General features: G+C 73.5%; 18 protein-coding genes. 8 read left to right on the forward strand and 10 right to left on the reverse strand.

What is annotated here, in order from left to right; genetic code table 11:
* Positions 1-34 precede the first annotated feature (34 nt).
* Together ACZ50K_RS13760 and ACZ50K_RS13765 are read right to left on the reverse strand one after the other, a co-directional pair.
* Positions 35-514: a Zn-ribbon domain-containing OB-fold protein gene (locus ACZ50K_RS13760; protein ID WP_468901892.1), complete on the reverse strand. Its 480-nt coding sequence runs from the start codon at positions 512-514 to the stop codon at positions 35-37.
* The gene (locus ACZ50K_RS13765; RefSeq protein ID WP_468901895.1) at positions 511-969 is read right to left on the reverse strand and encodes a DoxX family protein; all 459 of its coding nucleotides are present in this window, start codon (positions 967-969) and stop codon (positions 511-513) included. The genes ACZ50K_RS13760 and ACZ50K_RS13765 overlap by 4 nt, the downstream gene beginning before the upstream one ends.
* A 188-nt stretch (positions 970-1,157) precedes the next feature.
* On the opposite strand from ACZ50K_RS13765, the gene ACZ50K_RS13770 reads away from it, so the two are divergent.
* The 3 genes from ACZ50K_RS13770 (at position 1,158) to ACZ50K_RS13780 (ending at position 6,270) form a co-directional block, all read left to right on the forward strand.
* On the forward strand, positions 1,158-2,336 hold the full coding sequence (locus ACZ50K_RS13770) for a flavin-containing monooxygenase (RefSeq protein WP_468901897.1): 1,179 nt from the start codon (positions 1,158-1,160) through the stop codon (positions 2,334-2,336).
* 119 nt (positions 2,337-2,455) lie between these two features.
* Positions 2,456-4,696, forward strand: a complete 2,241-nt coding sequence (locus ACZ50K_RS13775; RefSeq protein WP_468901900.1) for an acetate--CoA ligase family protein — start codon at positions 2,456-2,458, stop codon at positions 4,694-4,696.
* Between the two features lie 851 nt (positions 4,697-5,547).
* Positions 5,548-6,270 (forward strand): enoyl-CoA hydratase/isomerase family protein, encoded by a 723-nt coding sequence (locus tag ACZ50K_RS13780; protein ID WP_468902427.1) that lies wholly within the window; start codon positions 5,548-5,550, stop codon positions 6,268-6,270.
* A gap of 166 nt (positions 6,271-6,436) precedes the next feature.
* Here ACZ50K_RS13780 and ACZ50K_RS13785 read toward each other — a convergent pair whose 3' ends face one another.
* Positions 6,437-7,225 carry a VOC family protein gene (locus tag ACZ50K_RS13785; protein WP_468901902.1) on the reverse strand — a complete coding sequence of 263 codons (789 nt, stop codon included), beginning with the start codon at positions 7,223-7,225 and terminating at the stop codon, positions 6,437-6,439.
* A 398-nt stretch (positions 7,226-7,623) separates the two neighbouring features.
* On the opposite strand from ACZ50K_RS13785, the gene ACZ50K_RS13790 reads away from it, so the two are divergent.
* Positions 7,624-8,238: a flavin reductase family protein gene (locus ACZ50K_RS13790; RefSeq protein ID WP_468902430.1), complete on the forward strand. Its 615-nt coding sequence runs from the start codon at positions 7,624-7,626 to the stop codon at positions 8,236-8,238.
* Positions 8,239-8,332: 94 nt separating this feature from the next.
* Here ACZ50K_RS13790 and ACZ50K_RS13795 read toward each other — a convergent pair whose 3' ends face one another.
* From ACZ50K_RS13795 to ACZ50K_RS13805, 3 genes are read right to left on the reverse strand one after another with little or no spacing between them, the layout of a single operon-like run.
* On the reverse strand, positions 8,333-9,400 hold the full coding sequence (locus tag ACZ50K_RS13795; protein ID WP_468901905.1) for a Zn-dependent alcohol dehydrogenase: 1,068 nt from the start codon (positions 9,398-9,400) through the stop codon (positions 8,333-8,335).
* Complete coding sequence (locus tag ACZ50K_RS13800) at positions 9,397-10,611, reverse strand: acyl-CoA dehydrogenase family protein (protein WP_468902433.1); 1,215 nt, start codon at positions 10,609-10,611, stop codon at positions 9,397-9,399. The genes ACZ50K_RS13795 and ACZ50K_RS13800 overlap by 4 nt, the downstream gene beginning before the upstream one ends.
* 9 nt (positions 10,612-10,620) lie before the next feature.
* Positions 10,621-11,532, reverse strand: coding sequence for an SDR family NAD(P)-dependent oxidoreductase (locus ACZ50K_RS13805; protein ID WP_468901908.1), 912 nt, complete (start codon positions 11,530-11,532; stop codon positions 10,621-10,623).
* A gap of 95 nt (positions 11,533-11,627) precedes the next feature.
* On the opposite strand from ACZ50K_RS13805, the gene ACZ50K_RS13810 reads away from it, so the two are divergent.
* From ACZ50K_RS13810 to ACZ50K_RS13820, 3 genes are all read left to right on the forward strand, one after another.
* Positions 11,628-12,554 (forward strand): cyclase family protein, encoded by a 927-nt coding sequence (locus ACZ50K_RS13810; RefSeq protein ID WP_468901910.1) that lies wholly within the window; start codon positions 11,628-11,630, stop codon positions 12,552-12,554.
* Between the two features lie 54 nt (positions 12,555-12,608).
* Positions 12,609-13,091, forward strand: a complete 483-nt coding sequence (locus tag ACZ50K_RS13815; RefSeq protein WP_468901912.1) for a hypothetical protein — start codon at positions 12,609-12,611, stop codon at positions 13,089-13,091.
* A gap of 114 nt (positions 13,092-13,205) precedes the next feature.
* Positions 13,206-13,691 carry a hypothetical protein gene (locus ACZ50K_RS13820; RefSeq protein WP_468901914.1) on the forward strand — a complete coding sequence of 162 codons (486 nt, stop codon included), beginning with the start codon at positions 13,206-13,208 and terminating at the stop codon, positions 13,689-13,691.
* A gap of 195 nt (positions 13,692-13,886) precedes the next feature.
* Here the strand turns inward: ACZ50K_RS13820 and ACZ50K_RS13825 are convergent, their stop codons facing one another.
* The 4 genes from ACZ50K_RS13825 to ACZ50K_RS13840 form a co-directional block, all read right to left on the reverse strand.
* Positions 13,887-14,357: an ATP-binding protein gene (locus tag ACZ50K_RS13825; protein WP_468901917.1), complete on the reverse strand. Its 471-nt coding sequence runs from the start codon at positions 14,355-14,357 to the stop codon at positions 13,887-13,889.
* A 260-nt stretch (positions 14,358-14,617) separates the two neighbouring features.
* Entirely contained in the window at positions 14,618-15,607 is a 990-nt protein-coding gene (locus ACZ50K_RS13830) for an acyl-CoA dehydrogenase family protein (RefSeq protein ID WP_468902435.1), read from the reverse strand.
* A gap of 8 nt (positions 15,608-15,615) precedes the next feature.
* Entirely contained in the window at positions 15,616-16,791 is a 1,176-nt protein-coding gene (locus ACZ50K_RS13835; RefSeq protein ID WP_468901920.1) for an acyl-CoA dehydrogenase, read from the reverse strand.
* A 3-nt stretch (positions 16,792-16,794) separates the two neighbouring features.
* Positions 16,795-17,988, reverse strand: a complete 1,194-nt coding sequence (locus ACZ50K_RS13840) for an amidohydrolase family protein (RefSeq protein ID WP_468901922.1) — start codon at positions 17,986-17,988, stop codon at positions 16,795-16,797.
* A 137-nt stretch (positions 17,989-18,125) separates the two neighbouring features.
* Here ACZ50K_RS13840 and ACZ50K_RS13845 point away from each other — a divergent pair, with 137 nt between their 5' ends.
* Positions 18,126-19,679 carry a class I adenylate-forming enzyme family protein gene (locus ACZ50K_RS13845; protein WP_468901925.1) on the forward strand — a complete coding sequence of 518 codons (1,554 nt, stop codon included), beginning with the start codon at positions 18,126-18,128 and terminating at the stop codon, positions 19,677-19,679.
* The last annotated feature ends 64 nt before the right edge of the window (positions 19,680-19,743 follow it).

Below are 19,743 nucleotides of genomic sequence, written 5' to 3' on the forward strand. Positions count from 1 at the left end.
GACCGGGCCGGGCCGGGCCGCCGGAGGCGGGTGGTCAGGACGGGGCCGGGCGGAAGACCGGGGGCGCGGGGGACGGGGTGGGGTCGGGGCGGAAGGTGACTTCCAGGGGCATGCCGATGCGGAGGTCCTCGTGGGGGCAGTCCACGATCTCGGTCATCATCCGGGGGCCTTCGGCCAGGTCCACCACGGCGGCCACGTACGGGACCCTGGCGCCGAAGGGCGGCAGGTCGTTCCGGTGGACCACGGACCAGGTGTACAGCACCGCCCGGCCCTCCGCCCGCTCCCAGCCGACCCGGTCCTCGCCCGCCCAGCAGTACGGGCAGAACTCGCGCGGGTAGTGGTGGGCCCGCCCGCAGTCGGCGCAGCGGCGCAGCAGCAGCCGGCCTTCGGCGGCGGCCTCCCAGAACGGCCGGGTGAAGTCGTCGGGCTCGGGGAGGTCGAACCGTACGCCCCCCGCACCCCCACCCGTGCCCCCATTCGCGGGCGCGCCCGCCCCGCTCGCCGCCGCCGTCACAGGAACAGTCCGATCGCCTCGTCGAGGGACCAGGTCTGCCAGCTCATGGCGAAGAGGGCGACCAGTGAGATCAGCGCCATCATGGCGTTCTGGCCCTGCTCGGCCCAGTCGTGGATCATCAGGACCAGGTAGAGCAGGTTGAGGAGCAGGCCGCCGATCAGGGCGACGGGGGTCAGGAAGCCGAAGACCAGGCCGAGGCCCAGGGCGAGTTCGGCGTAGACGACGACGTACGCCATCAGGCGCGGCCGTGGCTGCACCACCGTGGCGAAGCCGCGCCGCACCACCGGCCAGCGGTGTTTGCCGGCCACGTCGGCGGCCCAGGCGATGCCCGTGCCGCGTTCGAACCAGCCCTTCTTGTCCTTGTGCCGCCAGCTCTCCAGCCACCACAGGCCGAGGCCGATCCGGAGCACGGCGAGCCACTGGGCGGTGTCGAGCCAGATGCTCTGCGTCTGCATGCGGCCTGCCCTCCTCTTCCTCTATCTGACGGTACGTCAGTTCAGCGGATCCACCGCCCCCGCGCAAGGGTCAGGACCCATGCCGGCACGGTCGACCGAGGGAGATCCCCCACCCCGTGATCGATCCGCAACCGATTCCCCGCCCGACCGAGACCCATCAACGCTGCGTGGCGATACGCTCACACCTCATGCCCGAAGCGCCTGACATGAGCACCGAACCCCGCCCCGTGTACGTGATCGGCGGCGGCCCCGGCGGGCTCGCCGCGGCCGCGGCCTTGCGCTCCCGCGGGGTGCGCGCGGTCGTCGTGGAGAAGTCCGGCGCGGTCGGAGCGTCCTGGCGCCGCCACTACGACCGGCTGCGCCTGCACACCACCCGCCGGCTGTCCGGGCTGCCCGGGCTGCCCATGCCGCGCCGCTTCGGCCGCTGGGTCTCGCGGGACAACGTGGTGCGCTATCTGGAGAAGTACGCGGAGTTCCACCAGCTGGAGCTGGTGACCGGGGTGGAGGTCACCCGGATCGAGCGGGCCGCCGACGGGGCCGGCTGGGTGCTGCACGCCAGCGGTGGCCGGGAGCTCGCGGCGGCGGCCGTGGTGGTCGCCACCGGCTACAACCACACCCCCTCGCTGCCCGACTGGCCGGGCGCGGCCGACTGGCCGGGGGAGCTGCTGCACGCCCGGGAGTACCGGAACCCGGCGCCGTACGCCGGACGGGACGTCCTCGTCGTCGGTGTCGGCAACACGGGGGCCGAGATCGCCGCGGACCTGGCGGCGGGCGGGGCGTCCCGGGTGCGGCTGGCGGTCCGTACGGCCCCGCACATCGTGCGCCGGACCACCCTGGGCTGGCCCGCCCAGCGGTCCGGGATCCTGGTCCGCCGGCTGCCGGTGCGGCTGGTGGACCGGATCAGCGCCGTGCAGGCGAAGGCGGTCCCGGATCTGAGCGGGTACGGGCTGCCCCGGCCGTCCACCGGCCTGTACAGCAGGGTGGCGGAGGGGGCGATCCCGGTGCAGGACGTGGGCCTGATCGCCGCCGTGCGGGCGGGCACGGTGGAGCCGGTGGCGGCCGTGGCCGGGTTCGAGGGCCGGGAGGTGGTGCTCGCCGACGGTTCGCGGATCACCCCGGACGCGGTGATCGCGGCCACCGGCTACCGGCGGTCGCTGGAGGGCCTGGTGGGGCATCTGGGCCTGCTGGACGGGCGCGGCAGGCCGGTGGTGCACGGGGCCCGGACGGATCCCTCGGCGCCCGGACTGCACTTCACGGGTTTCAGCAACCCGATCAGCGGAATGTTCCGGGAGATGGCCCTGGACGCCGAGCGGATCGCCCGGGCCGTGGCTCGGGCTTCCCGGACCTCCGGGGAGGCCCGCAGCTGATTCCGGGCGTCACCGTCGCCGATTCTTGCCGCAGCACTGTTCCTGACGACGCGTCAGTTAAGTAATCTGACTACGCGTCAGTTAGTACGAGTCGTCTTCGAGCAGGAGCGGGCGGAACGATGCTTGGATCTACTCACGGCACCCTCACCACCGACTTCCGCGCACGCGTCGAGGCCTGCGGGGAACACCCCCGGATGGCCGTCCATTCCACGACGGCCCGGTCCGCGGACGGCACCGACGCGGTCGAGCTGGACGTCAGCGGGCGGCCCCTGCACGCCGACGTCCCCGATCTGGACCGGTTCTTCCGGCCCGAGTCGGTGGCCGTCATCGGCGCCTCCGACGCCGACGGCAGGCCGAACACCGGCATCACCCGCCAGCTCTTCGCCTGGGCGGACCGGGTCGGCGCCCGCGTCCACCCGGTGCACCCCACCCGGCCGGCCGTCTTCGGGCGCCCCTGCTTCACCTCGGTGGCCGAACTCCCCGAACAGGTGGACCTGGCCGTCCTCCTGGTCGCCGACCCGCTGCCGCTCGTCGGGGAGCTCTCCGAGGCCAAGGTGAAGTTCGCGGTGGCCTTCGCCTCCGGATTCGCCGAGACCGGCGAGGAGGGCAAGGCCGCCCAGACCCGGCTCGCCGCCGCGGTGGCCGGCTCCGGACTGCGCCTGCTCGGACCCAACACCAACCTCAACGCCTTCGAGGAGTTCCGCGAGGACCTCGACGGCCCGGCCATCGCCCTGATCACCCAGTCCGGCCACCAGGGCCGGCCCGTCTACACCCTCCAGGACCTGGGCATCCGGCTGTCCCACTGGGCGCCGACCGGCAACGAGGCCGACCTGGAGACCTCCGACTTCATCTCCTACTTCGCCGAACGGCCCGAGGTCGGAGCCATCGCCTGCTACGTGGAGGGCCTCAAGGACGGCCGCGCCTTCCTGCTGGCCGCCGACCGGGCCGCCCGCAACGGCGTCCCGGTGGTCGCCGTCAAGGTCGGCCGCACCGAGACCGGCGCCCGGATGGCCGCCTCCCACACCGGGAAGCTCACCGGGGCCGACACGGTGGTCGACGCCGCCATGCGCCAGTTCGGGGTGATCCGGGTCGACGGCCTGGACGAACTCCAGGACACCGCGGCCCTGCTGGCCCGCGCCCGGCCCCCGAAGGCCGACGGGGTGGTCGTCTACTCCATCTCCGGCGGCACCGGGGCCCACTTCTCCGACCTGGCCACCGAGGCCGGGCTGAGCCTGCCCACCCTCTCGGAGGCCAAGCAGACCGAGCTCCACCAGTGGATACCGGAGTACCTGGGCGTCGCCAACCCGGTGGACAACGGCGGTCACCCGGTCGGCGACTGGCGCGGCCGGAAGATCATCGACGCGATCCTCGCCGACCCCTCCGTGGGCGTCCTGATCTGTCCGATCACCGGCCCGTTCCCGCCGATGAGCGACAAGCTCGCCCAGGACCTGGTGGACGCGGCCGAGCAGACCGACAAACTGATCTGCGTGATCTGGGGTTCCCCGGTCGGCACCGAGGACGCCTACCGCCACACGCTGCTGGGCTCCTCCCGGGTGGCCACCTTCCGCACCTTCGGCAACTGCATCACCGCCGTCCGCGCCTACCTCCACCACCACCGCTTCACCGCCTCCTACCGCTCCCCCTTCGACGACGCCCCGCGCACGCCCTCCCCCTCGTACCGCAAGGCGCAGGCGCTGATGCGTCCCGGACAGCAGCTCAGCGAGCACGCGGCGAAGCAGCTGCTGCGGGCGTACGGGATCCGGGTGCCGCGCGAACAGCTGGTCACCAGCGCGGCGGCGGCGGTCCGGGCCGCCGGACTGGTCGGCTACCCGGTGGTGATGAAGGCCTCGGGCCCGCAACTGGGCCACAAGACCGAGCTGGGCCTGGTCAAGATCGGCCTCACCTCCGCCAGCCAGATCCGCGACGCCTACCGGGAACTCACCGACATCGCCCGCTACGAGGGCATCCCGCTCGACGGGATCCTGGTCTGTCAGATGGTGGAACGGGGAGTGGAGATGGTCGTCGGCGTCACCCAGGACGACCTGTTCGGCCCCACCGTGACGGTGGGCCTGGGCGGGGTCCTCGTCGAGGTCCTCCACGACGCGGCGGTCCGCGTCCCGCCGTTCGGCGAGGACCAGGCCCGCGCCATGCTCACCGAACTCCGCGGCCACGCCCTCCTGGAAGGCGTCCGCGGAGCACCGCCCGCCGATGTCGACGCCCTGGTCGAAGTGGTCCTCCGCATCCAGCGGATGGCCCTGGAACTCGGCGACGAACTCTCCGAACTCGACATCAACCCCCTGATGGTCCTCCCCCGAGGCCAAGGCGCCGTCGCCCTGGACGCCTTGGCCATCTGCCGCTGACCACGCGCAGCGCGGCCGGGCCAAGGGGCCGGCTTCGGCCGGGCCGGGGCGCGGCCGGGCGTACGGGCCAGGGGCCCGGCCCGCCCGGGCCCGGGCCGACGGGCCCGGCGTACGGGCCAGGGCCAGGGCCGACGGGTCCGGCGTACGGGCCAGGGCCAGGGGCCAGGGCCGACGGGTCCGGCCCGTCGAGCCCGTGTCCGGGGCCGGGGACCCGTACGGCCCGGGGGGGGCGGGGGCTGGGCCGGCTTCGGCCGGGCCGTGGGGCCCGGCCCGACCGGCCCGGGGCCGGCTTCGGGCCCGGTCCGGCTCCCGGCCCGACGGGCTCGGGCCCTGCATGGCCCGAGAAGGCCGCGCAGGAGCCGGCGACCGACCGGGCCTCGGGCCCAAGGGACCGTGCTACGGGCCCGGGGCCGGCTGCGGGCCGGAGGCCCGGGGCGGCCTTCGGCCCGGCTGGTACGGGGCCGGGGCGGAGCCCCGGTTTCGGGGAGGGGCGGGGTGGGGGAACAAGCCCGCGCAGCGGCCCCCCGGGCCGTACGGGCCCGGAGGCCCGGGTCGTCGCTCGACCCGGGGTACGGGGCCGGGCCCCGGCGGGCCCGTGGCCGGGGCCCGGCCCGGGGGCCCGTACCGCCCGGGGGCCGGGGCGGAGCCCCGGTTTCGGGGAGGGGCGGGGTGGGGGAACGAGCCCGCGCACGGCCCCCCGGGCCCCGGCCCGGGCCAAGGTGCCGGCCACCCGGCCGGAGGCCACCGCACGCCGACAACCGAGGAGCACCGTGTCCGGCACGAACGCACAACACCTGCTGCACCGCACCGAGAACCAGGTCTCCTGGATCACCCTCAACCGCCCGGAGGCGATGAACGCCGTCACCTGGGACCAGCGTGAGGAGATCATCGCGTTGCTGGCCGCGGCGACCGCCGACCCCGCCGTCCGGGCGGTGGTGATCACCGCCACCGGCAAGGGGTTCTGCGCCGGCGCGGACCTCCGGGGCAGTACCCCGACGGCCGGGGAGCGGGTCGCGGGCGATGTGGCCCGGATGATCCGGCAGGGCGCCCAGCGGCTGATCTCCGCGGTCCTCGACTGCGAGAAGCCGGTGATCGCCGCGGTCAACGGCACCGCCGCCGGTATCGGCGCCCATCTCGCCCTGGCCTGCGATCTGGTGCTCGCCGCCGATTCGGCGCGGTTCATCGAGGTGTTCGTACGCCGGGGGCTGGTCCCGGACGGCGGCGGCGCCTATCTGCTGCCGCGGCTGGTCGGACCGCAGAAGGCCAAGGAGCTGATGTTCTTCGGCGACGCGCTGACCGCCGCCGACGCGGAGCGCCTCGGGCTGGTCAACGCGGTGGTCCCGGCGGCGGAGCTGGCGGACACGGCGACCGCCTGGGCGGAGCGGCTGGCGCAGGGCCCGACCCGGGCCCTGGCCCTGACCAAGCAGCTCGTCAACGCCTCGCTGGAGTCCGACCGGGCGACGGCGTTCGCCGCCGAGGCCACCGCCCAGGAGATCAACATGACCACGGCGGACGCCAACGAGGGCGTCGCCTCCTTCGTGGAACGCCGCACCCCCAAATACCGAGGCTGCTGACCACGCAGGGCGGCCAGGCCACCGGGCCCCGGCACCGCCCACGCGGGCGGACGCGGGACCCCGGCTGCGCCGGGCCCGGTCGCGGGACCGCCCGGCCCGCCCGCCCGGGCCACGGCCGCCCCGCGCCCGCCAGGTGGCCGCCGGGCGGGCGCGACCGGGTGGTGGGTCAGGGCTGGCGGGGCTGGGGGGTCAGTAGGGCGAAGACGGCGCCCGTGGGGTCGGTCAGCCAGGCGATGCGGCCGACGTCGGGGACGTCGGCCCCCGGCATCAGGACCGCCCCGCCGTTCGCGGCGGCCGCCTCGGCGACCCGGTCCACGTCCGCGACCGCGAAGTACGGCACCCAGCGCGCCGCCTCCTGCCCGTCCTGGAGCGGGGCCACCCCGCCGAAGGAGCCGTCCTCCAGGTCGCCTTCGCCGATGCTCAGCACCCGGTAGGTCATGCCGGGCGGGTCCATCTCCTGGGAGCGCCAGCCGAACAGGTCTCCGTAGAAGGAGAGGGCCGCGAGCGGGTCTCCGACGTGGAGTTCGACCCAGCACAGGGTGTTGTCCCGGGAGGTGGCCTCCAGGCCCCTGGTGTTGTCCGCCTGCCAGACGGCGAACTCGGCGCCCTGCGGGTCGGTGAACTGGGCGAGCCAGCCCTCCCCCATGACGTCCATGGGTTCGGCCCGGACCCGGCCCCCGCCCTCGACCACGGCCCGGGCGGTGGCCTGGATGTCGGTGGTCTTGAAGTACACCATCCAGGCCGGCTGGGCCCCTTCGTCCGCCGGGTCGAGATCGCCTACGGCGGCCACGGTGCGGCCTTCGTACGTGAAGAAGCCGTAGCCGCCGGCCTCCGGGCCGGCGGAGGCGAATTCCCAGCCGAGGACGGCCTGGTAGAAGGCGGCGGTGCGGGGGATGTCGGTGCTGCCGAGGTCGAGCCAGTTGGGCGATCCGGTGCGGAAATCGGTGCCGAGCATGGAGGTCCTCCGGGGTCCGGGTCCGTTACGACGACCCCGGCCACGATGCCGACCCCCGGCGCCCCGGCTCCGCCCCCGGCCCCGCCGTCCCCCCGGTTTCACCCTCCCGGCGCATCCCCTACCGGCCACCCGGCCCGGGCAGCGACCGGATGCCCCGTGCGGGCCCGAGCAGCGCCGCCGCTGCCCACAGCGCCGATACGAGCAGGAGCGGTACGGCCGCCACCCAGCCGTACCGTTCGGCCGGTATCCCCGTCCCACGCTTCACGGATGCCCCCCACGACACAGTTGAACGCGTTCAATGGCACCGCAGCCCACCCCCGACCCACACCTGGGCCGCCCACCCCTTCCAATCTGACGATCCGTCAGCTTGAATCCGTGATGTGATGGGACACGCAGGGATGGCGGCCACCGTCGTCCGATACCTCAGATCAGCCGGCTCCCCCACCGCGGCGGAGCCCATGCCCGTCGACGCGCATCCGCGTCCCGACCTCCGCGCCGTCGGCGAGGACGAACGCGCCCCGGTGAGCCCGGCCGACTTCCGGGCCGTACTGGGCAACTTCGCCAGCGGGGTCACGATCATCACGGCGCCCGGGGGCGCCGGGGAGCACGGAACGGACGGGCCGGCCGGTTTCGCCTGCCAGTCCTTCGCCGCGCTGTCCCTGGATCCGCCGCTGGTCACCTTCATGGTCGGCCGCACCTCGACCACCTGGCCGCGGATCGCCCGAGCCGGGGTGTTCTGCGTGAACATCCTCGGCGCCGAACAGGGCGGGCTCTGCCGGGCCTTCGCGGTCAGCGGGGCGGACAAGTTCGCCGGGGTCGACCACCGGCCGGCCCCCGTGACCGGGTCCCCGCAGCTGGCCGACGTACCGGCCTGGATCGACTGCCGGATCCATGCCGTCCACACGGGCGGCGACCACCTGATCGTGGTCGGACGGGTCGAGGCGATGGGCGCCGACGGCGAGGACGGCCCCCTGCTCTTCCACCGCGGGAAGTTCGGCCGCCTCGCCGACTGAGCGGGCGGCCCGGACGGGCCAGACGGGCCAGACGGGCCAGACGGGCCGACCCTGCCCGGCCCGCCCCCACCGCCCGCCCCCACCGCGCGCTCCCCTAGAACGTCAGCACCCCCCGCGCCACCCGCCCGTGGTGCGCGTCGTCGGCCGCCTTGGCGAAGTCCTCCACCGGGTAGACCTCGGTGACCAGTTCGTCCAGCAGCAGCCGGCCCTCCTGGTACAGCCGGGCGTAGAGGACGATGTCGCGCTGCGGGCGCGAGGATCCGTAGCGGCAGCCCATGATGGTCTTGTCCAGGTACATCGAGGAGACCTGGAAGGACGCCTCCTCCGCGAACCCGGGGACTCCCAGCAGCACGGCCTGTCCGTGCCGGTCCAGCAGGTCGACGGCCTGCCGGATCAGTTTCACGTTGCCCACGCACTCGAAGGCGTGGTCGGCCCCGGTCGGCAGGATCTCCCTCACCGCGGCCACGCTGTCCGCGACCGCGGAGGCGTCCACGAAGTGGGTGGCGCCGAACTGCCGGGCCACCGACTCCTTCGCCGGGTTGGCGTCCACCGCGACGATCGTGGAGGCTCCCGCGATCCGGGCGCCCTGGAGGACGTTGAGGCCGATCCCGCCGGTGCCGATGACCACCACCGTCTCGCCCCGGTCCACCTTGGCCCGGTTCAGTACGGCGCCGACGCCGGTCAGCACCCCGCAGCCGATCAGGGCCGCGCTGGTCAGTGGTATGTCCTCCGGGATCTTCACGGCCTGCACCGCCTTCACCAGGGTCCGCTCCGCGAACGCCGAGTTGGAGGCGAACTGGAACAGCGGCTTGCCGCCCCGGGAGAAGGGCCGGCCCGGCATCCCGATGGCCTTGCGGCACATGGTGGGCCGGCCCCGGTCGCAGTCCGCGCAGGCCCCGCAGTTGGCGAGGGTGGACAGCGAGACGTGGTCCCCGGGCACCACATGGGTGACCCCGGTGCCGACCGCCTCGACCACCCCGGCGCCCTCGTGGCCCAGGACCACCGGTGGCGGGAACGGGATCGTCCCGTCGATCACCGACAGGTCGCTGTGGCACAGCCCGGCCGCCTTCACCGCGACCAGCACCTCGCCGGGTGCGGGATCGCGGATCTCCAGATCGTCGACCACCCGGGCCTGCTTGCCGTCGAACACGACGCCTCTCACCTGGACTCCTTAGGCAGGCCGAGCACCCGCTCGGCGATGATGTTCCGCTGGATCTCGTCCGAGCCGCCGTAGATGGTGTCGGCCCGGGTGAACAGGAACAGCCGCTGCGCCTCGTCCAGGCCGTCCTCGTAGGCCTGGCCCGGCTCCCAGTCCCGGACTCCGGCGGCGGCCGCCGCGCCCCGGACCGCGACCGCGAGTTCGCCCAGCCGCCGGTGCCAGCCGCCCCACAGCAGTTTGGCGACGCTGGGCGCGCCCGGGTCCCCGGTGCCGCCCAGGGTGCGCAGGGCGTTCCAGCGCATGGTGCGCAGTTCCGCCCACTGCCGGACGAGGCGGTCCCGAAGGACGGGGTCGGCGGCGGTCGGGGAGCCGAGGAACTCGCCGACCACCCGTTCCAGCTCGGCCGCGAAGCCGATCTGCTGGACCAGGGTGGACACCCCGCGTTCCAGGGCGAGCAGGCCCATGGCGACGGTCCAGCCCTCGCCCTCGCCGCCGACGACCTCGTCGGCGTGGGCCCCGTCGAAGAACACCTCGTTGAACTCGCTGGTGCCGGAGAGCTGGCGGATCGGCCGGACCTCGATCCGGCCGGGCTGGTCCATCGGTACGAGGAGGAAGGACAGCCCGCGGTGTCCGCGCGAGCCGGCCTCGGTGCGGGCCAGTACGAAGCAGCGGTCCGCCTCCCGGGCGAGCGAGGTCCAGATCTTCTGGCCGGTGACCCGGTGCCCGGCGGGCCGGCCGCCGGACGGGCCCTCGCGGACGGCCGTGGTGCGGACCGCGGCCAGGTCGGAGCCGGCGCCCGGTTCGCTGTAGCCCTGGCACCACAGTTCCTCGCCGCGGGCGATGGCGGGCAGGAAGCGGTCCCGCTGCTCCGGGCTGCCGTAGGCGATCAGGGTGGGGGCGAGGAGGTTCTCGCCGATGTGGCCGACCCGGCCGGGGGCCCGCAGCCGGGCGTACTCCTCGGCCCACACCACCTGCTGGGTGAGGGTGGCGGACCGCTGGCCGTAGGCGCCGGGGGGCGCCTGCCAGCCCAGCCCGATCCAGCCGCCCGCGCCCAGTTCGCGTTCCCAGGCGCGGCGGGCGGCCACCCCCTGGTGTTCGCTGCCGGGTCCGCCGAGCCCGGCCGCATCGGCGTACGGGCCGGTCAGGTGTCCGCCGAGCCATTCCCGCGCGGCGGCCCGGAAGGCGCCGTCCGCCGTGTCGAAGCCGAACTCCACGGTCACCCCTCAGGCGTTGGGCCGGTCCTTGGCGGCGGCCGCGCGGGCCATGGCCTCCAGCTGGGCGAGCATCGGCATGGGGTCGGTGCCGACCGTGCCGGGCAGGAAGTCGGCGATCTTCTCGGGGGTCCAGGCACCCTCGGCGTATCCGGCGCGCAGTTCGCGCGGCTGCGCCCATACGGCGATCTTGGGGCCGGCGATGGTGTACACCTGCCCGGTGATCCCCTCCTCGCGGGCCCGGTCGCTGAGCAGGTAGGTGACCAGGGCGGCCACGTCCTCCGGTTCGCCGATCTCCTTGAGCTCCATCGGGACGTTGGCCGACATCCGGGTGCGGGCGACGGGGGCGACGGCGTTGGCGGTCACCCCGTACTTGTTGAGGCCGAGGGCGGCGGAGCGGACCAGCGAGATGATCCCGCCCTTGGCCGCCGAGTAGTTGGCCTGGGACACGCTGCCCTGGTGGTTGCCGCTGGTGAAGCCGATGAGGGTGCCGGTGCCCTGTTTGCGCATGACGGCGGAGGCGGCCCGGAAGACGGTGAAGGTGCCCTTGAGGTGGGTGGCGAGGACCGGGTCCCACTCCTCCTCGGCCATGTTGAACAGCATCCGCTCGCGCAGGATGCCGGCCACGCAGACCACCCCGTCGAGGCGTCCGTACTCGGCGAGCGCGGTGTCCACGACGCGTTGTCCGCCCGCCATGGTGGAGATGTCGTCGGCGACGGCCACGGCCTGCCCGCCGGCCGCGGCGATCTCCTTCACCACGGCCTCGGCGATCTCGCTGGCGGGCTCCCCGCCCTCGATGGAGACCCCGTAGTCGTTGACGACCACCCGGGCGCCCTGGGCGGCGGCGGCGAGCGCGACGGCCCGTCCGATGCCCCGTCCGGCGCCGGTGACGGCGACCACCTTCCCTGCCAAGAAGTTCCCCACGCCCGGCCCCTTCCACGGTTTCTGACGGACCGTTAGATTCTTGGCCACGCGGACGCACACGCACAAGCCCCCGTCAGTCAGGAGTGAACGAAGCCATGAGCCTCCCCGCCGAGTTCCACGCCATCGCCAAACGGGTCAACAACTGGGGCCGCTGGGGCACCGACGACGAGATCGGCACCCTCAACCTGATCACCGGCGAGGTGCTGCGCGCGGCCGCCGGCGAGATCCGGACCGGCCGCCGGATCCCCCTCGCGCTGCCCCTGAAGGAGGACGGGGTGCAGGCCGGCCTGATCCCCGGCCGGGTCAACCCGCTGCACACCATGGTGCAGATCAACCAGGAGCTGTTCGGGCCCGGCACGGTGGCGTGCAGCGACGACGCGGTGACCATGGGCCTGCAGTCCGCCACCCACTGGGACGCCCTGACGCACGTCTCGCACTCCGGCCGGATCTACAACGGCCGCCCGGCCGGCTCGATCACCCCGCACACCCGCGCCCAGTACAGCGGGATCGACAAGGCCACCCCGATCGTCTCCCGCGGGGTGCTGCTCGACGTGGCCCGCGCCAAGGGCCTGGACCGGCTGCCCGGGGACCACGCGGTCACCTCGGCGGACCTGGCCGAGGCCGAGGAGTTCGGCGGGGTCACCGTGCGGGCCGGGGACATCGTGCTGGTCCGCACCGGCCAGATCCAGACGTACCTCGCGGGCGACAAGCACGGCTACGGCTTCCCGTCCCCGGGCCTCTCGGTGCACACCCCCGAGTGGTTCCACGCCCGGGACGTGGCGGCGGTCGCCAACGACACCCTGACCTTCGAGATCTTCCCCCCGGAGATCGAGAACCTGTGGCTCCCGGTGCACGCCCTGCACCTGGTCGAGATGGGCATGCACCAGGGCCAGAACTGGAACCTCGAAAAGTTGTCCACAGCCTGTGCAGAAGATTCGAGCTACAGCTTCTTCCTCTCCGCCATGCCCGAACCCTTCGTCGGCGGCACCGGCACCCCGGTCGCCCCGGTGGCCATCCTCTGAGACGCCGGTCCGACGGGATACCGGGCGGCGGGTTCCTCCCGTACCGTCCGGTCCATGATCGTCCTCCTCAACTGCGTCCTCATCTTCCTCGGGTTCGTCGCGCTGAGCTCCTCCGTCGTGTTCGGAGCCCGATGGGTCAAGGGCGAGCGCGACGGGCTCCACCAGATATCCGTCCTGGAGGAGCGCGGGGTCTCCGTCCAGGCGCTGCTCACCGAGCTGGTCCCGTTCGGCCCGTCCCGGCGGAACTGGGCCAGCGCCGTCTACGAGTTCGAGGGGCCGGGGGCGACCACCACCCGGGTCAGCCAGGGGGTCACCGCCACCCCGGAGATGGCGGTCGGCAGCACCTACCCGCTGGTCCGCCACCCCCAGTTCCCCACCCAGGTCCACCTGGGCACCCGGGAGGACGTCACCGCAGAACGGAAGGTCCGCGAGCAGAACGTCCGGATCGCCAAGCGCTTCACGGCCGGCTGCGTGGTGACCGGGCTGGTGCTGAACGGCATCGCCGCCGCACTGATCGCGAGCGGCGCCGGCGCCTGAGAGGTCGCGGACCGGCGCGCCGACGGGCCGCACACCGCTGATCGGGCACCGTACGGCGGCCCCCCGGGCGTGTGGGCCGGGGTGGCGGCGGCGGGGGTGCCACCCTCGGCAGGCATGGATGTCAGCACCTTCTACGCCCTGTTCTCCGCCACCTGCTTCACCCTGGTCGGCCTGTGGTGGAACGTGGTGCAGGGCCATCCGGAGTGGATGCGCGACTCCCGGCTCCGGCGGACCGTCGGCGGGATCTACCTCTCCTTCCTGCTGCCGGCCCTGATGGGGCTGTTCGCCCAGGTCGGCGGGACCGAGCAGCCGCAGATCTGGCGCGGCGCCTTCATCGTCCTCGCCGTGATCGGCTGCTTCTGCACGGTCCGGCTGCTGTCCGGGGCGCGCGGCGACCGCCCGCTGATCTGGCAGCAGGCCGCGGCGGCCGTGCTGTACGCCCTGATCGCGGTGGTCGGCTCGTTCCCCGAACTCGTGCGCGGCACCGGTCTGCGGCCGATCCAGGCCGAGGCGCTGATGCTGATCACCCTGATCGTCCTCGGGCACGCCCTGGTCTGGCGGTTCATGGCGGGCGAGGGCCGCCCCGCCGAACCGTCCTGAACCACCGCCGCCGCCCGGCGGCGTCGAGGGGCGGGGAGCGTTGAGGGTGGCGGCGCACATTCGTGTACGCCCCGAGCGCGGCACGGCGAGCCGCCACCCCACGACCCGCACTCGCCAAGGCTGAACCTTGGCGTCCCCTCGCGTCGAATCGCTCACACCAGGGTGATCAACGCGTGACGAACCGTCAACACCTCGTTAGAGGTACACGCGCGGTTCCCGTCCCCGGGCAAAGTTTCCACCGGGTTCTTCCGGGGCATCAGGGGCCGGCTCGGCCCCCCGGCCGGCCCGGTCGATCTCGCACCAGATGCGTTTCCCGGCACCCTCGGGCTGCCAGCCCCAGCGGTCCGCGAGACCGTCGACGAGTTCCAGGCCGCGGCCGCCGGTGTCCTCGCCGGAGGCGTGCCGCGGGGTGGGCGGGCGGGCGCTGGCGTCGGCGACCTCCACCCGGACCCCGGGACCGCCCAACAGCATCCGCAGCACGGCCGGGCAGCCGGTGTGCACCACCGCGTTGGTGACCAGTTCGGAGATCAGCAGCAGCAGCGTCTCGGCGAGCGGCTCGTCGTCCCCTATGCCGGATCCGGCCAGCCGGGAGCGCGCCCACCGGCGCGCCCGGCCGACCTCGGCGGGATCGGGTCCTACTTCCAGCTGAACCTGAAGCACCTGCACCGCTCACACCATCCGAACCGGCGGACACTTCGCCTCGCGAAAGGACGACGGGATCACGGAACGTGACCCCCTTGCGGAGCAGCTTGGTTGACATACAGTCACCGCGACAAGCGCTTCGGGCATATTCCAGCGCGAAGGAGTAGGCGTGGTGCATACTGTGCGGCGCTCGCGCCGCTCAACCGCTCGCATTGTCGGGAGCGTACCGGAGTGGCCGCCCGACTCCGGTACGTAATGAGTCCGGCGAAGGACACAAAGAGATATCAACTCTCTGTAATCGGACGTGCGTCCTCTCCTGTCCCACCCGTTACCAGAAGTTCCGCCGCGAGCAGCTCCTCGGCCCAGGCCGCCGTCAGCCACTGCTCGGCCCGCACCCAGGCCCGCTTGAGATGCAGGTGGACGTCCGCCTCCCAGGTGAAACCCATGCCTCCGTGGACCTGGAGGCAGTCCCGGGCGTTGCGCACGGCGGCCTCGTCGGCGAGCAGCTTGGCGGCCGCCGCCTCGCCGGGGGATCCGGTGACCGCGGCCGCGTAGACCGCCGTACGGGCCAGCTCGGCCCGCACCAGCATCTCCGCGCACAGGTGTTTGACCGCCTGGAATCCCCCGATCGGCTGGCCGAACTGCTCCCGGGTGCCCGCGTACTCCACGGCCAGCTCGACCGTCCGCAGCGCGCTGCCCAGCTGGAGGGCGGCGGTCAGCAGCGCGCCCTCGGCCGCCCGCTCCGCCCCGGGCGGTGCGGGCTCCGGGCCGGCCGCCCGGCCCAGCGGGGTGAGCGGGTCCACCGGGACCACCCGGTCCCCCGCCGCCGGCCCGGCCCCGGTGCCCGCCGCCGCCCCGGCTTCCGCCGTCGGCCCGGCCCCCAGGACCGCGTCGGACTCCGCCAGGTACGGCACCAGCCCGTCCGCCAGGTCGTGGGCCGTGACCAGGGTCCGCCCCTCGGCCGCCCCCGGCACCGACCCGGCCGCCAGCCAGGTGGCCACCAGAGGGCCAGGCAGCAGGGCCCGGCCGGCCTCCTCGAAGACCAGGACCGCCTCCGGCAGGCCCAGCCCCACCCCGCCCGCCGCCTCCGGCAGCCGGAGGGCGAAGAACCCGGCCTCGCCCAGCTCCCGCCACACCTCCCGGTCCACCACCGGCCGGCCGTCCTCGGCGGCGTCCACCGCGGCGCGGAGCGCCTCGCGCCCGTACCGCCCGGCGAGCAGTTCCCGTACGCCCGCCCGCAGGGCCCGCTGGTCCTCGGTCAGCTGGAAGTCCACGGCCTCCCTCACCGGCCCTTCGGTAGGCCGAGGATCCGCTCGGCGACGATGTTCCGCTGGATCTGCGAGGTGCCGGCCGCGATCGTGTACGAGAGCGAGGACAGCCGGTCGAGGGTCCACCCGGCCCCGGTCCCGGTCCCGCCGTCCGTCAGGGTCAGCGAGGCGGCGCCCAGCACCTCCGCCGCCGTGTCGTAGAGCTCCTGGCGGGCGTGCGAGTAGCGGAGCTTGAACACCGAGCCGCCCACCCCGGGCACCCCGCCGGAGCGCGCGGCCGCGCTCACGTTCCACTGGGTGAGCCGCCACAGCGCGCCGAACTCGGCGTACAGCCGGCCCAGCCTGCGGCGCAGCACCGGGTCGTCCCAGCGGCCGTTGGCGCGGGCCGCCCGGGCGAGCTCGCCGAGGACCCGCCGGCAGGCGACCACCTCGCCCACGAAGGCGGTGCCGCGTTCGAAGGAGAGGGTGACCATGGTGACCCGCCAGCCGTCGTTCTCCTCGCCCACCCGGTTGGCCACCGGCACCCGCACCTCGTCGAGGAACATCTCGGCGAACTCGGTGGAGCCGGCGAGGGTGCGCAGCGGCCGGACGGTGACCCCGGGGGCGTCCATCGGCATGGCCAGCCAGCTGATGCCCCGGTGCTTGGGCGCCGCGGGGTCGGTGCGGACGAGGAGTTCGCACCATTCGGCGACCTCCGCGTGCGAGGTCCAGATCTTCGATCCGCTGATGACGTAGTCGTCGCCGTCGCGGACCGCGCGCGTGCGCAGGGAGGCCAGGTCGGAGCCGGCGCCCGGCTCGCTGAAGCCCTGGCACCACACCTCCTCGCCGCGCAGCACGGGCGGCAGCCAGCGGGCCCGCTGTTCCGGTGTGCCCTCGGCGGCGATGGTCGGGCCGGCGTGCAGGAGTCCGACGAAGTTGGCGCCGACGTAGGGGGCCCCGGCGCGCTCGGTCTCCTCCAGGAAGATCAGGTGCTGGGTGGGGGTGGCGCCGCGGCCGCCCGCGGCCACCGGCCAGTGCAGTCCCGCGTACCCGGCCTCGTACAGCCGGTGCTGCCAGCCGAGGTCGTAGGCACGGCGGCCGGGCCAGTCGTCGGGGGACGGCTTGGCGGGCAGTTCGGGGAGGACCTTGGCCAGCCACCGGCGCAGCCGGGCCCGGAACTCCTCCTCCTCGGCCGTGTAGGTGAGGTCCATGGGTCAGACCAGGTCCAGGCCGAGCATCCGGATGGCGTTGCCGCGCATCAGCTTGTGGACGGTCTCGTCGTCGAGTCCCTTGACGTGGTCGAGGGCGACCTCCTTGGTGTGCGGGAAGGTCGAGTCCACGTGCGGGTAGTCGGTCTCGAAGGTGGCGTTGTCGCGGCCGACCACGTCGAGCGAGGCGATGCCGTGCTTGTCGCGGAAGAAGCAGCAGAAGATCTGCCGGTAGTAGTAGGTGGACGGCGGCTCGGGGATCAGGTCGCGGACCCCGCCCCAGGCCCGGTGCTCCTGCCAGACGTCGTCGGCGCGCTCCAGGGCGTACGGGATCCAGCCCATCTGGCCTTCGCTGTAGGCGAGTTTGAGGGTCGGGAACTTCACCAGGACCCCGCTGAAGAGGAAGTCCATCATCGAGGCCATGGCGTTGTTGAAGCTGAGCGAGGCCTGGACGGCGGGCGGGGCGTCGGGGGAGGCGGCGGGCATCTGGGAGCTGGAGCCGATGTGCATGTTGACGACGGTGCCGGTCTCCTGGCAGACGGCGAAGAAGGGGTCCCAGTAGCCGGAGTGGATCGAGGGCAGGCCCAGGTGGGTAGGGATCTCGGAGAAGGTGACGGCGCGGACCCCGCGGGCGGCGTTGCGGCGGATCTCGGCGACCGCGAGGTCGATGTCCCAGAGCGGGATGATGCAGAGCGGGATGAGCCGGCCGCCGCTGTCCCCGCACCACTCCTCGACCATCCAGTCGTTGTAGGCGCGCACGCAGGCCAGGGCGACCTCCTTGTCGCGCGCCTCGGCGAAGGTCTGGCCGCAGAAGCGGGGGAAGGTGGGGAAGCAGAGGGAGGCCTCGACGTGGTTGAGGTCCATGTCGGCGAGCCGGGCCTTGGGGTCCCAGCAGCCGCGCCGCATCTCGGCGCGGGTGATGCCCTCCAGGGTCATGTCGTCGCGGTCGAAGCCGACGGCGGCGATGTTCCGCTTGTACGGGAACTTGAGGTCCTCGTAGATCCACCAGTCGGTCGGCGGGCCGTCCGGGTCCATGGTGATGACGTACTTGCCGCCGGTGTAGGCGAGTTCGCCGATCCCGGCGGTGAGGGGCTTGGGGCCGCGGTCCCGGTACTTGGCGGGCAGCCACACGTCGAAGAGGTGGGCCGGTTCGATCACGTGGTCGTCGACGCTGATGATCCGAGGCAATTCCTTCTCCATGGCCGTCTCCCCTGCCGCAGCAACCAATCTGATGGATCGTCAGAAACAAGCTAGCCCCGCCACCCCTGGACCGACAAGCGTCCGACCCCTACGCTCTCGGCCAGATCTGACGGAACGTCAGCAAGTGGAGGCCGCACATGACGGAACCGACCCGCACGGCCGAGATCCTGGGCCGGGCCCCCACCCTGTGGGCCCTGGTCGCCGACCGCGCCGCACTCACCCCGCACGCCCCCGCGCTCATCGAGGCCGACACCGGCCGCACCCTCACCTTCGGCGCCCTCCACGACCGCGCCGAGCGGGTCGCCGCCGGCCTGCACGCCCTGGGCGTCCGCCCCGGCACCGTGGTCGCCTGGCAGCTGCCCACCCGCCCGGAGACCGTGCTGCTCTCCCTCGCCCTGGCCCGCATCGGCGCCGTCCAGACCCCGGTGATCCCCTTCTACCGGGACCGCGAGACCGGCTTCGCGCTCCGCGAGTCCGGCGCCGAGTTCTTCGCCGTACCGGGCACCTGGCGCGGGTACGACCACACCGCCATGGCCGAACGCCTCGGCGCCCGCGGCGTCTTCGAGGCGTACGCGGACCTCCCCGAAGGCGACCCGGCCGTACTGCCGCCGCCTCCGGCCGAAGGCACCGGGGTCCGCTGGATCTACTGGACCTCCGGCACCACCTCCGACCCCAAAGGGGTCCTGCACACCGACCGCTCCCTGATCGCCGGCGGCTCCTGCCTGGCCCACGCCCTCCGCCTGGAACCCACCGACATCGGCTCCATCGCCTTCCCCTACGCCCACATCGGCGGCCCCGACTACCTGATCATGCTGCTGCTGTACGGGATACCGGCCGTGCTCTTCGAGAAGTTCGCCCTGCCCGAGGCCCTGGGCGGCTACCGCCGCCACCGGGTCACCCTGGCCGGCGGCTCCACCGCCTTCTACTCCATGTTCCTCGCCGAACAGCGCAAGGACCCCGGCCGCCCGCTCATCCCCACCCTGCGGCTGCTGGCCGGCGGCGGCGCCCCCAAACCCCCGGAGATCTACCACGCCGTGGTCCGCGAACTGGGCTGCGCCCTCACCCACGGCTACGGCATGACCGAGGTCCCCATGATCACCATGGGCTCACCGGCCGACCCCCCGGACCGGCTCGCCACCACCGAGGGCCGCCCCCCGGCCGGCATGTCCATCCGCATCACCGACCCCGAGGGCAAACCCCTGCCCCCGGACACCGACGGGGAGGTCCGGCTGCGCGGCGAGGCCGTCTGCCAGGGCTACCTCGACCCCGCCCAGAGCGCCACCGTCTTCGACGAGGACGGCTACCTGATCACCGGCGACCTCGGCCACCTCACCGCGGACGGCTATCTGGTCCTCACCGGCCGCAGCAAGGACGTCATCATCCGCAAGGGCGAGAACATCTCCGCCAAGGAGATCGAGGACCTCCTCCACCGCCTCCCCGGAGTCGCCGACGTCGCCGTCATCGGCCTGCCCGACCCCGAACGCGGCGAACGCGTCTGCGCCGTCGTCGAACAGCCCCCCGGCGCCGACCCCCTCACCCTGCCCACCCTCACCGCCTGGCTCCGCGCCGAGGGCCTCGCCACCCACAAGCTCCCCGAACAGCTGGAACTCACGGAGGCCCTCCCCCGCAACGAGACCCTCCGCAAGGTCCTCAAGTACAAACTCCGCGAACAGTACGCCGACGGAAGCTAGTTCCTCCCGGCGTACATCCATTCCCCCGGCCCGTGGGTCTGACCCCGTGTGCCGCCGAGCGACT

It is taken from the genome of Streptomyces sp. NPDC033845 (assembly GCF_055576225.1).